This is a genomic window from Micromonospora sp. NPDC023814 (assembly GCF_040639595.1).
Classification (GTDB): Bacteria; Actinomycetota; Actinomycetes; order Mycobacteriales; family Micromonosporaceae; genus Micromonospora.
This window is the reverse complement of record NZ_JBFAAF010000023.1, coordinates 88,986-102,364: the sequence shown is the minus strand read 5'-3', so window position 1 is coordinate 102,364 and position 13,379 is coordinate 88,986. Positions and strand designations below refer to the sequence as shown.

Below are 13,379 nucleotides of genomic sequence, written 5' to 3'. Positions count from 1 at the left end.
GGCCTTCCTGCATCACTACAATCACCACCGACCCCACACCGCAACCGGCGGCAAGCCGCCCATCACCAGGTTGACCAACGTCCCTGGGCAGTACAACTAGATCTGAGCGAGCTGCTTTTGGGCCTCGCGTGCGATCTCCACTCGGTTGCGGACGTTGAGCTTTCTCAATATGTGGGCGACGTGCGTCTCCACGGTGCGCCGCGACAGCACCAGTCGCTGGGCGATCTCCGGATTGGACAACCCCTGCACCAGCCGGCGGGCCACCTCGCGCTCGGCCGGCGTCAGCGCCTCCCAACCCGTGGTGACCTTGCGGTGAGTCGATCGAGATCCCCGGCGGACGCCAAACTGGCGCAGCCTGGACTCCAGCCGACGTAGGTCCGGCCAGGCGCCCAACTCCTGATAGATCGTCACGGCCCGAGCGAACGCGTTACGGGCTTCCGACAGGTCGCCTCGGTGCCCCAACCGGACGGCGGCCTCCTGCAGCGCGAACGCCACCCGTGGCAGCGCATGGATGCTGTCGAAATACTCCGCCGCCGCCAGCAGTGGCTGCGGATCATCCGACACAAGTGCCTGGCAGACGTTTGCTGCCGCCACAACCTGTGGCGCCTCGCTGCTTCTGGCATCCAGGTCGGCGGCCCGGGCAGCCGCTGCGGCGAGATCGGTGCGGTCGGCGGCCAAGGCCAGCCGCACGAACTCCATCAGTGTCTCCCAACGACTGTACTGGGTGCGCTGGGAGTACTGCTCCTCCAGCCACGGGGCCATCAGCGCCACCGCCGCTGGGAGATCACCGTCGGCCTCAACCAGCAGTGCCTGCGCCTCGATCAACGACTGGGCGTTCAGGCGCAGCACTCCGCTCGTGTACTGGACGTGCGCCACCGAGGCCAGATAGGCCTCGGCCTCCTCTCGCTGCCCCCGCCGCGCATGGATCAATGCCGCCGCCCCACGCACCCGCAACAGATTCTGAATGTGCCCGACGTCGCCCATCGCGTCCACATACAAGAGCGACTGGTCCCAATCACCCGTGTGCAGGAACTGTTCGGCCGCGACAAGCTGCGTCTGAAGGAGACGTGTGGTCGCACCAGCGCTCTCGGCGAGCGCCGACGTGGCCGACAGCGCCGTGGCGAACTCCCCGTACCGGTAGAGGTTGGTGAGCAGCGCCACCCGGTTGACCATGAGAAGAAGCCGAACATCCATCGACTCCATGTCGCCCCCGACAACCACGGAAAGACCGCGCTCGGCGAGCTCCAGCGCCTCGCTGTAGCCGGGCGCGTCAACCATCAGGGCCACCCGCGCCCACCCGACCGAGACTGGGTCGTCGCAGGCCTCCCCCTCGCTGATCGCCAACTGGGCATGGACCCTCCCGTCCTCCCGGTTGTCGCTGAAGAGAAGATCGGAGGCGAGCAGGGCACGCAGTCGGCTGCGCCACGGCGGCACCAGGTCAGGCCGATCTAGCACCTCCGAGATGAGGGACCAGTCCCGCTCAGATTGACCGGACATACCGAATCCCCGAGCCAGGTTCCACGCCACTTCACCGACAAGGGCTGGGTCCGACACGGTTCGAAGGGCCTCCGTGCCCAGAGCCACGAGGTCGTCCAGACGATGCTGCAACCGGAGCACGGTGGTAAGCCGGGCGAGGTAGACATCACGCCGCGGGTCACCGGGGTGAACAGCCGTCAGCGCTCGCTGGAGGAGATCCGCGGCGATCAGAGGTGCCGCGTACAACGCGGCCGCGGGCAGGTCGGCCAGCCAATCCAGCATCCACCCTTCGGGCCTTTCCGACGTGGCCAGGAGGTGTCTGGCGACCCGATCCCATGGGGCGCCCGCTTCCGCAAGGACCTTGGCCGCATGGCCGTGCATACCGTCGCGAACCGCCGCTGGCGTTTCTTTCTTCAGCACCTCGGCTATGAGCGGATGACGAAACGACAGCCCGGCGTCGGAGTCGGAGAGCACGCCAGCCTCCACGGCTTCGCTCACCGCATCGACCAGGGTGGGGACGGAGCGGTTCGACACCAACGCGAGGTCGTTCATCGAGAAATGGGTTCCGAGTAGGGCACAGCTGCGCAAGATTGCTCGCGTCGGCCGAGGAAGGAAGTCCAGTCTCCGGCTGATGGCGGCCGCCACCGACGCCGGCGGCTCGCCCTTCGGAGAGTCGAGCTCAGCGACATCGCGGGACACATGCACCTGCCCGTCCCGAACGAGGGCATTGAGCATCTCCCGCACATACAAGGGGTTTCCCCCAGCCTTGGCCAGCGCCTCGGTCAATTGCGGCCCCGGCGACGCGGACAGCAGCGAGGTGACCATCGTGGTCACGTCTGGTGGTGCCAGCTCGTCGAGTCGGATCAACGGCGCGGCCAGCCGATCGATCACAATCTCACGTAGGCGGTCTACCTCCTCACGCCGGGGAACGGGGCGGCACGCGCTGATGAGCACGAGGGGCGCTTGACTCGCGATGCTCGTCAAAAATGTGCCACACCCCGAGGCTGGCGACATCAGCCCATTGGAGATCATCGACTGCCAGCACCACCGGTGCTTGAGTGGCCTCACGGTCGACCAACGCGAGTACTCGCTCGCTCGCTGCCAGCACCGCGTCTGTCCCGGAGCCGCGCCCTGCCAACAGCTCCGCGATCTCCGACCGATACTCGTCCACCGTGTGCCCACCGAGGTCAAGACACTCTGCTATCACCTGCAGCGCAAACAACTGGGTCAGGCTGTCGGCCGTCCCATGGAAGACGCGCATGCCGAGGGAACGTGCATGCGCAAGCCCGGCGTTGAGCACCGCGGATTTGCCGATCCCGGGCTCGCCTTCGATCCAAACCCCTCCGCCGCGGCCCTCGGCAGCGTCACGGACAACACCGCGCAGAACATCGAGCTCCGCCCCGCGCCCGATGACCTCATCGCCACTCATTACGGCATCGTACGCAGAGCGGCTATGGACAGCCGTCCGCCAGCAGTGCAGTTGCAGGCGGTATCCAGCCGGACACGAACATGCCACCGTTCATACCCGCCTGGTGCTGCGGCGCGCATCGCGACGAGCCGGTGCGGTTGCCTCAGCACGCTGAACTGCCGGCCGTATCTGGCTGAATACTGTGAACGGGGGGGGGGGTTACACGCGTCCGTAGCTACCGACGTGAGCCCTCGTTGACGTACTGCCACAGGGGCTGCGGCGGCGGGTGGACAGAGCGGGTTGTGCCGGTGGCGGCCGGCACAACCCTCCTCCCCCGGCCCACGCCGCATTCGCGGGCACGTCTGTTCGGAGGCCGCTACAGGGCTACCGCCGGCTCTCGTGGTCTACGAGCCTCCGCCGCTTCTGTCCGAAGGCCAAGCCGAGTGTGCCAGGCGGAATTTCCCCGGCGGCCAGTCGCCGCCGCAGACGCCATCGCCTTATCGGCCGCGGAATCCACATTCGTCGAGTCACCGTACGCTCCGTCGCTGGCTGAGTGGGGTGCGGCAGCAGAACCTTCATCACCTGCCACCGCACCCCGCTGAAGGGGCCACGACTCACCAACGCGTTGTCACGCGTCCGGTCTTGGACCTGCGCAAGGTGTCGCTCCTTGCCGGCCTGGTGGTGCTTGCACCGGCAGCACCACTTCGGTATTCGGCCGAACTGGTTGTACGGGAACGGCGGAAGCCGATATCGACGACGCCGGCTTGATCAGGCGACGGGCCGGTCCTGGCAGTCCAGGTTCCGTGACGAGGCGGCCGGACCAGCGGGCCCTGGTGCTCCGGTCTGGCCTGGCCGATCTGCTCAGTCTCGGGTAAGCAGGTATGCCCGGATCGGGTCGAAGGTCACGTTGACGTTGACCCCTTCACCGAGCGCCTCACGCGGGTCGGCCCCGGGCTCGGTGACGGTGATCGTTCCGCCGGTGGTCTCCACCTCGTAGTCGATGCTGGGCCCGTGGAACGTGGATCGCAGCACAACACCGATCCCGGTACCGCCGTCGGTCACCGGCACGAGGCGGGCGTTCTCGGGCCGTACCATCAGGGCCCCTTGGGTGCCGGTGGCAACCTTCGGATGGGCGGGCACGGTGATCTGGCGGTCCAGGACGGTGAGCGTGGCCAGGCCGTCGCCGACCCGCTCCGGTACCGCCTCCAGGAAGTTCGCCCGGCCGATGAAGTCGGCGACGAAGACGCTGGCCGGCCGGGCATAGATCTCGCCGGGGCTGGCGACCTGCTCGACCTTGCCTTTGTTCATCACCACGATCCGGTCGGACATGCTCATCGCCTCGTCCTGATCATGGGTGACGTACATGCTGGTGATGCCGAACATCTTCTGGATGCGGCGGATCTCGGCCCGCATCGCGTTGCGCAGCTTGGCGTCCAGGTTGGACAGCGGCTCGTCGAAGAGCAGCACCTTGGGCTGCACGACCAGTGCCCGGGCGAGTGCCACCCGCTGCTGTTGCCCGCCGGAGAGCTCGTGCGGGCTGCGGTCCTCCAGCCCGACCAGGTTCATGCTGGTGACTGCCATCCGCATGGCGGCGGCGATCTCGTCCTTGCGCTTGTTCTGCAGCTTGAGGCCGTAGGCGATGTTCTGGGCCACGCTCAGGTGCGGAAACAGCGCGTAGCTCTGGAACACCATGGCCATCGGTCGCCGCTGTGGCGGCAGGTTGTCGATGTCCTTGCCGTCGAGCATGATACGCCCGCCGGAGGCGTCCTCGAACCCGGCCACCATCCGCAGGGTGGTGGTCTTGCCGCAGCCGGAAGGGCCCAGCAGGGTGATGAACTCCCCGGGCTGCACGTCGAGGTCCACCTGGTCCACCGCGGTCACCAGGCCGGTACGTCCGTTGAACCGCTTGGTCAGTGATTCCAGTTGGAGGCGACCGCTGGCGGTCTCACGGGTCGCGGGAGCGGCCATTGCAGGTGCGGCCACGGTCATTGCTCCTTCTGCCTTTCGGTTTTCGCGGTGCGGTGCAGCGAGGCACCCGCGCCGACAATGAGGCGGATCAGGCCGAAGCCGGCAAGCACGATCGCGGTCAGGACGGTGCAGTAGGCGAACGCCACCCCGTATCTGCCGGTGCTGGCGGCGCTGAGCACCTGGGAAGTAATGATCTTCGTTTCCGGGGTGACCAGCAGAACGATGGTCGACACCGAGGTCATGCTGCGGGCGAAGCTGTAACTCAGTCCGGTGAGCAGGGCCGGGCGGATCAGCGGCAGCGTCACGAAACGAAACGTCTGCACCGGGCTGGCGCCCAGGTCCGTCGACGCCTGCTCGATGTGCGGGTGCAGCTGACTCAGCGCGCCGACCGCGATGCGCTGCCCGGCCGGGATGCTGCGCACCACGTACGCCAGCACGATCGACACCGCCCCGGCGGCGAGCGCACTGCCGCCGACCAGGCTCGGGAAGACCTCGAAGTCGCCGATGTACCGGTCGGGCCGGTAGGCCAGGACGAACCCGATGCCGAGCACCGTGCCGGGCACGGCGACACCGAGGGTGCCCCCGAGGTCGAGCAGCCAGGCGGTGCGGCGCAGGTGACGCACGACCAGCCAGGCGATCACGAGCCCGACCACGCCCGCGATCGGGGTGGCGATGGCTGCGAACGTCAGCGTGTCCACGACGGCTTCCACGCCGACGCCGGCGACCACCTCTTTCAGGTAGTCCAGCGTCAGGCTGTTGTCGACGCCGAAGACCTTGGTCACCGAACCGACGATCACGGTGCCGTACAGGCTGACGATGATCGCCGCGATGAACACGGCAAGCCCGTAGATCGGCCAGCGGCCCCAGCCAGTCATCAGGTGGACGCTGCCCGATGGCTTGCCGGTGATCGTGGTGCGCACCTTGCGGTTGAGCCACCAGCGCTGGCCGAAGTACATCGCCAGCGAAGGCACGAGCAGGATCACGCTGTAGACCGCGGCGCTGGTCAGGTCGTATTCGCCGGTCACCGCCAGGTAGGCGCGGCTGGCCAGCACGGTGTAGTCGCCACCGAGCACCAGCGGGTTGGCCAGGTCGGCGATCGCTTCGACGAACAGCAGCAGGAAGGGTGCCACCAGGCCGGGGGCGATCAGCGGCAGGATCAGGGTGCGCAGGATCTGCCAGCGGCTGGCGCCCATGTTCATGGCGGCCTCTTCCAGCGCCGGGTCCAGACCGCGGAGCATGCCGAGCAGGCCCAGGTAGGCGACCGGGAACAGTGACAGCGAGAGTACGAAGACCAGGCCGTCGAGGCCGTAGATGTCGTATTCGAGCCCGAAGATGCCGTTGCTGATCACGCCGCGGCGGCCGTAGAGGACGACCGTCGCGGTCGCCACCGCGAACGGCGGGCTGACGATCGGCATCATCGCGATCACATGCAGAATCTTCTTGCCCGGCACGTCCAGGCGGGCCTGGACGAAGGCGAACAGGAAGCCCAGGGCGGTGCCGCACAGGCCGACGAGCGCGCCCAGGACCAGGGTGTTGCGCAAAATCGTCAGGTCGACCTGGGAGGTGAAGAACTCTGCGTAACGGGGCAGCGCGTTCGGCGCGAAGGCGGTGGCCAGAACCGCGATGAGCGGGATGGCCGCGCCGATCGCCACCAGCGCGGCGCTGGCGGCGATCAGCACCCGGATACCCGGGTCAGCCTTGCGCCGCCGCCGCGTGGTGGCCACCGTCGGCACGGTGGCCAGGTCACGGTCAGGCAGCAGGGCGGTCATGACTTCGGCGCCTGCGCAACTTCTGCGTCGAAACGCTTGTTGAGCGCTGACTTGGCCTCACCCGCGGCGACCGCGTCGTAGTCGACCATCTTGATCGAGGACAGATCGACGACCTTCTCGGAAACCTTCGCTCCGGGGTTGGTCGGGAACTGGTAGGCCTTCACGGTCGGGCCGATCTCCTGCGCCTCGGTGGTCAGTGCCCAGTCGATGTACTTCTTGGCGCTGACCGGGTTCTTGGCCCCCTTGACCAGGGCGACGCCGCCGGTCTCGTAGCCGGTGCCCTCGGCGGGGAAGCTGACCTTCAGGTCGGGGAAGCCGGCCTCCATGGTGGCCACGCAGTCGTGGGAGAAGATGGCGCCGACAGCGACCTCACCGCGGGCGACCATCTGAGCCGGTGCCGCGCCCGACTTGGTGTACTGCAGGACGTTCGGGTGCAGCTTGCGCATGTACTCCAGCGCCTTGGTCTCGTCGCCCCCGGCCAGCTGGACCTGCGTCCACAGCGCCGTGTACGAGGTACCGGAGGTGGACGGGTGGGCGATCCCGATGTCCTTGGACAGCTTCGGGTCCAACAGGTCGGCCCAGGAGTCGGGAACCCCCAGGCCCTTTTTTTCCAGCAGCTTGGTGTTGCTGCAGAAGCCGAGCGCGCCCACGTAGACCCCGGTCCAGATGCCCTGCGGATCCTTGTACTTGGTCGGGATGACGCTCGCGTTGGGTGAGACGTACGGCTCCAGCAGCCCCTCGGCCCCCGCCGCCGCGAAACCGTCGGCCGGGCCGCCGTACCAGACGTCAAACTCCGCGTTGGACTTGCCGGCCTTGATCCGGGCGAGTGCCTCGCCGCTGGACAGCCGGACGAAGTCGGCCTTGACCCCGGTGGTCTCGGTGAACTTCTTGGTCGTCGCCGCGCACCAGTCCTCCGTGGCGCCGCAGGCCACATGTACGACGTGACCGTCGGTTGCCGCGTTGTCGGCACTCGACCCTTCCTTGGCACAGCCCGCAGTGGCGGCCACGACGGTCAAAGCCGTCAGCGCCATCGCCCACCTTCTCATCACGACGTGGACCTCCGTATCGAAAAAGCCGCAGGGGCTCGCAGCTCGATGTTTCGGCAAGGTTAGGCGTGTGTGACAGGCCGGGCGGTAACGCCGAAGTGAGCTTCAGTAACGCCGCCGTCACCAACACTGAACCGCACCCCGTGCTGGCACGTAGGTTACGTAGATCCAGTTGATGGGCGAGGTTGGTGATGATCGCGGGCGGGTGGCTGGTGATCGCGGCGCTGGGCGGCATACTGCTCGGCGCCGGGGCGAGCGCGATGGTGCTGCGTCGGCGAGCCCGGTCACGCGGGGCCGAGCTGGTCCACCTGGAGACCCTCTTGCAGCGGCGGGTTGACCAGGTCAACGCGCTCAGCCACGAGCTGCGTACCCCGACCAGCATGATCAAAGGCGCGTTGGATCTGCTCCGGGAGGGCACACCGGGCCCGCTCACCCCGGCGCAGGAACGTTTTCTGCAGGTCGCTGACCATCAGTGCACGCAGGTGATCGCCCTGTGCGAGAGCCTGCTGATCCAGGCGAAGATCGAAGCCGGGCTGTTCACGCCCCGGCTCGAGAAGTTGGACGTCTGCGTCGTCGTGCGGGACGTGGTCGCGGCGATGCGCTCGCTGTGCGAGCAGCGCGGCCAGCGCATCACCCTGGACACCCCGCAGGTGATGCCGTGGATTCCCGGTGACCCGATGCTGCTGACCCAGGCATTGACTAATCTGCTGTCGAACGCGAGCCGGTTCACCACGCCCGGCGGCAGCATCGACGTCCGCGTCATGGCCATCGACACCGGGGTGGCGATCTACGTGACCGACGACGGTGCGGGGATGACCCGGGCGGAACGGGAGCGGTTGTTCCAACGCTTCGCCACCGGGCGCCCCCTCGCGGACGGCACCGGGCTCGGCCTGGTCATCACGAAGACGATCGTGGAGCTACACGGAGGCGAAGTCATGGTGCATACCGCGTCGACCCGGGGAACCACCTTCCTCCTGACCCTGCCCGGCCAGTCGTGACCGGTCCGGAGAGGCCGACCGCGCTGGTGGTCGACGACGAGCCGCAGATGGCGGTCATCGTCGAGTTCGCCCTGCAGACCCAAGACTTCCAGGTCCTGACCGCGCATGACGGGGCGACCGCGCTGCAGCTGCTCAAACAGCACCAGGTGGACCTGGTGATCCTCGACGTCATGATGCCCGGCATGGACGGGCTGACCCTGTGCCAGCGGATCCGGGCCCGTTCCGAGGTACCGATCATGCTGTTGACCGCGCTGGCCCAGCACGACGACGTGATCACCGGGTTGGAGCACGGCGCCGACGACTACGTCACCAAGCCCTTCCACCCGCGAGAGGTCGCACTCAGGGCCCAGGCGCTGGTACGCCGACGGCGCGACCGCGGTGCCGTCATCCGCATCGGCGACCTGGTCATCGACCCGGGTGCCCAGACGGTGACGCTCTCGCAGCGGCCGCTGGACCTGCCCTTCACCGAATTCAAGCTGCTGGTCCACCTCGCCAACCGGCGGGGCGTTCCGCAGTCGTGGCAGGAGCTGCTGCGCACCGTCTGGGGCACGACGGACCTACTCGGCGGTCGCGACGTGGTCAAGTCGGCGATCTACCGGCTGCGCTCCCGGCTCGCGGCGATCCCGGGCGGCACCAACTACCTGCGCACCCTACGCGGCGTCGGCTACCTCATGCCCGACCTGCCCACCGACCAGCCATGAGCTTCGCGCCAGCCTCTGCTGTGACTTGTCGGGTCGGTGACCTGAACCGGCCGAGCCGCGAACCGGACGTCGGCGATTCGACGCGGAACCGCCCGGTGCTCCGGCGATCGACGGCATCGAGTCGTCGCCGTATGCTCCGTGGGATTCTGTCCGATGTAGACGGAGGAACGGAAGTCATGTCAGCCCCTGGTAACCAGCTCGACAACCACGCATTCGAGGACTTGTACCGCAGCGACACCACGGCCGCCCCGAAGATACCGTGGGATCTCGGCGCGCCGCAGCCTCTCGTCGTCGCGTTGGCCGACGCCGGCGGGTTCACCGGTGACGTGCTCGATGTCGGCTGCGGATTCGGCGACAACAGCATGTTCCTCGCGTCGCGCGGGCTGCGGGTCACCGGTGTCGACTTCGCCCTGCCGGCGGTGCAGGCGGCCAGGTCCAGGGCTGCGGAGAGGGGCGTCGAAGTCACGTTCGACGTCGCCGACGCCACCGCGCTGGACGGGTACGAAGTCTGCTTCGACTCGGTGCTGGACAGCTCGCTCTACCACTGCCTGGCGGAGGAGGAGCGGCATCGGTACGTCGCCGCCCTGGTGCGGGCTACGCGGCCCGGGGCACGGCTGCACCTGCTGTGCTTCTCGACCGGGCTGCGAGGCGTCCTCCCCGACCAGTACCTGGTCAGCGAGGAGAACCTGCGGGAGACCATTGGGCGCCGCTGGACGATCGAACGGCTGGAACCGGCGCAGTTCACCACGTGCTGCACCCACGCCCAGCTGGGCGCGAGCATGCGGATGATCCATGGCGAAGAATTCGACACCTCCGGGTTCGCCAGCCTCACCACCGACGACGACGGGCACGTGTTGATGCCGTTCTGGCAACTGGAAGCGGTGCGGGCGGCCTGATCCACGCCTGATCCACATCGGGCTGCCGATCGATGACCGGCGACCTGGCCGGCCGGCGCAGATCATGTGGACCGGGCTCGGGCCTGCCGCACCACAGGAAGTCGACCGTCGCTGTCTGGACGGTCTCGAGCCACCTCAGCGGATCACTTGGAGCGCCCGCCAATCGGTTGGCGTCGACCTCGGCAAAGGGGCCCAGCTTGTCGCCCTCAGCCGGGGCCGGCCCCGCTTGCCCGTACGCTGCGCCCGCCGATAGAGGGGATGGCGCGCGACGGCGTTTTAATTTCCCGCACGTTGTCATGCGGCAAACCATGCATTAACGTGATTCGGGCACAACTTCAACCGCCTGAAGCCGGGAGGGCGACGCCGGTCATGACAATCTCCACGCCAGACCGAATCGCTTACGAGCCATTTCAGATGCAGTCCCGTGACCAACTCCTTCCAGTCCTCGCGAAACTGCGCGAGGAAGCCCCGGTCTACCGCACCGGGTCAGACATGTGGATCGTTTCCCGTTACACGGACGTTAAAGACATCATCAAGAGCCCACACCTTTTCTCATCGAGGCCGAACGCCAGTGAAGGCACAGCGTTCCCCGTTGAGGCAGCCGACAACCCGGAGCAGTTGCAGCAGCTCATGGCGCTCATGGCAGGTTTCCCAGCGGAGATCGACGTCCAGGAGCTGACGCAGGCCCGCACCATCAACGGAGCCGACCCGCCGGACCACTCCCGCATACGCCGCATCGTCAGCCGGGCGTTCACCCCGGCGCGGATCTCGCAATTATTCCCGGCAATCGACGCCATCGTCGACGAATGTCTGGAAGGCATCGACAAGTCGGATTCGTTCAATGTCGTGCGGCAGCTCGCGATCCCCCTTCCGACACAGATCATCGTCGACCTTCTGGGCCTCGGTGACGGGATGCGCGACCAGGTCAAGAAATGGTCCGACGACTTCGTCGACGCGGCCATCGGGGATGCCCGCGGCACGACGGAGGGCGCCGCGATGGTAATGCGCGTTTTCCAGGAGTTCAGTCTCTTTGTCGCGCCGCTCATCGAGCGGCGGCGGAAAGATCCGCAGGGTGACATCATCAGCGCGATGGTGCAGTCGATGAGCGACGAGACGTTGAACACCGCCGAGGCGCTCATGATGGCGATCACCGTCATGGTGGGGGGCAATGAGACGACCACCAGCCTGATCGGCAGCACCGTCGTGGAGCTGTGCAACAACCCCGACCAGCTCGCGCTACTCAAGGCTGACCCGTCGCTGCTGCCCGGCGCCGTCGACGAGGCCAACCGGCTGACCAGCCCGATCCAGTTCATGTTCCGTGAGGCGCTCGCGGACGTGGAGGTCGCCGGGACGACCATCCCGAAGGGTGCCATCGTCGTCCTGCAGATGGCGGCGGCCAACCGCGATCCGGCCGAGTTCGACGATCCCGACGAGTTCAGGATCGATCGGCCGCAGGGACGCAACCTCTCCTTCGGCCACGGTATCCACTTCTGCCTGGGTGCCCACCTGGCCACCGCCGAGGTCCGCTCGGCGGTCGGCAAGCTGCTGCCGCACCTGGACCGGTTCGAACTCGACACGGCGACCCTGCAGCTCAACCCGAGCATGCTGCACCACGGCTACCAGAACATCGACCTGCGCACCCGGTCCTGAAGGGCCTGAAGCGGTGCCGGTCGGCACCGCCGACCGGCACCGCTTCACGTCTCATGACCTCATGGCGTTGGGGACCGCGGTGGAAGGGCGAAGACCTGCCGCTCCTCCGGCACGATCACCACCTGCGGGTCACCTCCTCGACGCAGTCGAGCTTGGCGTCCTTACGCGGAGTAGGCGAACCTACGCCTGCGGACGTCCGGCCTGCGCAGAATCGCGCCCCGGGCAGGCCCGGTGACGTCCCCGATCTCGGGGCTGACACCCGCGACCTGACACAGCAGTTCCACGTCGTCCAGGAGACTGTCGTCGTCATCATCAAATTCATCGATGTCGCCGATGCCCATTTCGGCAAGTGGCTCGGTCAACACCGTCGGATCGGCGCCTTCGGCCAGGCTGGCGAGGCGGTACGTGAAGGATGCGAGCACCTCGCCGTCCTCGCTGACCAGGAAGCGATGGGCGTCTTCGGCGCTGCTGAACGACGAGACCGCGAACGTGCCGCGGGACAGATCCGGCCGGTCGACGGCCTCGTGGCCGCCGTCCTCGACGAGCAGGGTATGCGGGCCCAGTGCGAACGCTGCCACGACCATCCCCTCCGAATCGAGATCCTCGAAGTCGGCCCGCCGTCGCAGCTGCATCCACGTGGCAGTGGAGATCTCCATGTCCAGTGCCCCGAATCGGCGCAGCGCCTCGTCCGGGTCGACGTCGTGGATCACCGTGATGCAGTATGCGGAGTCCGCCTTCAGGCCCTTGGCCAGCCACTCCGGCGCATCACCGTCGTCGTCGGACCCGGCGCTCCGGGCGATGCCCATCTCCCTGCCGAAAACCCACTGGACAACGTCGTCGGGGCCGATGAGCACAAGCCGCCACGCGCCGTGAACACCGTCGTCGAGAAATCGCCAGGTCAGCCAGGTGTCGGGTTGCTCGGCCCGGCGGACCTCTGCGGGTTGCAGGACGACGATCGAGGCCAGGCCAGGGCTCAGCCTGGTCCGGTAGACCAGGCCCCTGCCGTCGGCGGTGCGATACACGGTGCGCTTGCCGTTTGCCGACCGGATGAACCGGTTGTGGCGGATCTCCGCCACCGGCGCCCGGTCACCCAGCGACACCGGCTCGATCGGCCCGTGCAGGACGCTGTAGACGGGAAACCCGTCGTCGTACAACACCGCGTCACCGTCGTCGGAGACGCGCAGCGCGGTGTACTTGACGACCTGCAGGTCACCGCGCCATACGACCTCGTCGCGGGAGTACACCGCGAAGACGCCGCTCGGCTCGAGGCGCAGAACTCCGGCGGCACCCGCGGACCAGGTCACGGTGCCGTCCTGGTCGGCGATCACCGCACGACCATCGGCGTCGTAACGCAGCTCCCACCGGCCGGACCGCGACATCACAGGTTCGTCGAGCGTGTGGAACTGGGGCAGCGCCTCGGGCATATCGGACCCCTCCGATCAGGTCCGCCGGAGGGCCGGCGAACGC

Annotated in this window: 10 protein-coding genes; 4 read left to right on the top strand and 6 right to left on the bottom strand. The window is 67.4% G+C overall.

What is annotated here, in order from left to right:
* Positions 1-96: 96 nt before the first annotated feature.
* The 5 genes from AB0G14_RS15075 to AB0G14_RS15055 all read right to left on the bottom strand — a co-directional run bounded on the left by AB0G14_RS15075 (position 97) and on the right by AB0G14_RS15055 (position 7,652).
* On the bottom strand, positions 97-2,367 hold the full coding sequence (locus tag AB0G14_RS15075; RefSeq protein WP_357697558.1) for a LuxR C-terminal-related transcriptional regulator: 2,271 nt from the start codon (positions 2,365-2,367) through the stop codon (positions 97-99).
* Between the two features lie 25 nt (positions 2,368-2,392).
* Positions 2,393-2,905 (bottom strand): ATP-binding protein, encoded by a 513-nt coding sequence (locus AB0G14_RS15070; protein WP_357697556.1) that lies wholly within the window; start codon positions 2,903-2,905, stop codon positions 2,393-2,395.
* 840 nt (positions 2,906-3,745) lie between these two features.
* The gene (locus AB0G14_RS15065) at positions 3,746-4,867 is read right to left on the bottom strand and encodes an ABC transporter ATP-binding protein (protein ID WP_357697554.1); all 1,122 of its coding nucleotides are present in this window, start codon (positions 4,865-4,867) and stop codon (positions 3,746-3,748) included.
* Positions 4,868-4,869: 2 nt separating this feature from the next.
* A complete protein-coding gene (locus AB0G14_RS15060) occupies positions 4,870-6,621 on the bottom strand; it encodes an iron ABC transporter permease (protein ID WP_357697552.1) in 1,752 nt (583 codons plus the stop codon).
* Positions 6,618-7,652, bottom strand: coding sequence for an ABC transporter substrate-binding protein (locus AB0G14_RS15055; protein ID WP_357697550.1), 1,035 nt, complete (start codon positions 7,650-7,652; stop codon positions 6,618-6,620). The genes AB0G14_RS15060 and AB0G14_RS15055 overlap by 4 nt, the downstream gene beginning before the upstream one ends.
* A 227-nt stretch (positions 7,653-7,879) precedes the next feature.
* Here AB0G14_RS15055 and AB0G14_RS15050 point away from each other — a divergent pair, with 227 nt between their 5' ends.
* From AB0G14_RS15050 to AB0G14_RS15035, 4 genes are all read left to right on the top strand, one after another.
* On the top strand, positions 7,880-8,665 hold the full coding sequence (locus AB0G14_RS15050) for a HAMP domain-containing sensor histidine kinase (RefSeq protein WP_357697548.1): 786 nt from the start codon (positions 7,880-7,882) through the stop codon (positions 8,663-8,665).
* Positions 8,662-9,366 (top strand): response regulator transcription factor, encoded by a 705-nt coding sequence (locus AB0G14_RS15045; protein ID WP_357697546.1) that lies wholly within the window; start codon positions 8,662-8,664, stop codon positions 9,364-9,366. The genes AB0G14_RS15050 and AB0G14_RS15045 overlap by 4 nt, the downstream gene beginning before the upstream one ends.
* 176 nt (positions 9,367-9,542) lie before the next feature.
* Complete coding sequence (locus tag AB0G14_RS15040) at positions 9,543-10,262, top strand: class I SAM-dependent methyltransferase (protein ID WP_357697544.1); 720 nt, start codon at positions 9,543-9,545, stop codon at positions 10,260-10,262.
* 414 nt (positions 10,263-10,676) lie between these two features.
* The gene (locus tag AB0G14_RS15035) at positions 10,677-11,912 is read left to right on the top strand and encodes a cytochrome P450 (protein WP_357697542.1); all 1,236 of its coding nucleotides are present in this window, start codon (positions 10,677-10,679) and stop codon (positions 11,910-11,912) included.
* Positions 11,913-12,073: 161 nt separating this feature from the next.
* Here AB0G14_RS15035 and AB0G14_RS15030 read toward each other — a convergent pair whose 3' ends face one another.
* Positions 12,074-13,066 carry a DUF6461 domain-containing protein gene (locus tag AB0G14_RS15030; protein ID WP_357697540.1) on the bottom strand — a complete coding sequence of 331 codons (993 nt, stop codon included), beginning with the start codon at positions 13,064-13,066 and terminating at the stop codon, positions 12,074-12,076.
* Positions 13,067-13,379: the final 313 nt, after the last annotated feature.

Excerpts from the sequence above, each read along its gene's own strand:
- AB0G14_RS15070 (WP_357697556.1), bottom strand. The coding sequence starts at position 2,905 with ATGAGTGGCGATGAGGTCATCGGGCGCGGGGCGGAGCTCGATGTTCTG.
- AB0G14_RS15060 (WP_357697552.1), bottom strand. The coding sequence starts at position 6,621 with ATGACCGCCCTGCTGCCTGACCGTGACCTGGCCACCGTGCCGACGGTG.
- AB0G14_RS15055 (WP_357697550.1), bottom strand. The coding sequence starts at position 7,652 with ATGGCGCTGACGGCTTTGACCGTCGTGGCCGCCACTGCGGGCTGTGCC.
- AB0G14_RS15040 (WP_357697544.1), top strand. The coding sequence starts at position 9,543 with ATGTCAGCCCCTGGTAACCAGCTCGACAACCACGCATTCGAGGACTTG.
- AB0G14_RS15035 (WP_357697542.1), top strand. The coding sequence starts at position 10,677 with ATGCAGTCCCGTGACCAACTCCTTCCAGTCCTCGCGAAACTGCGCGAG.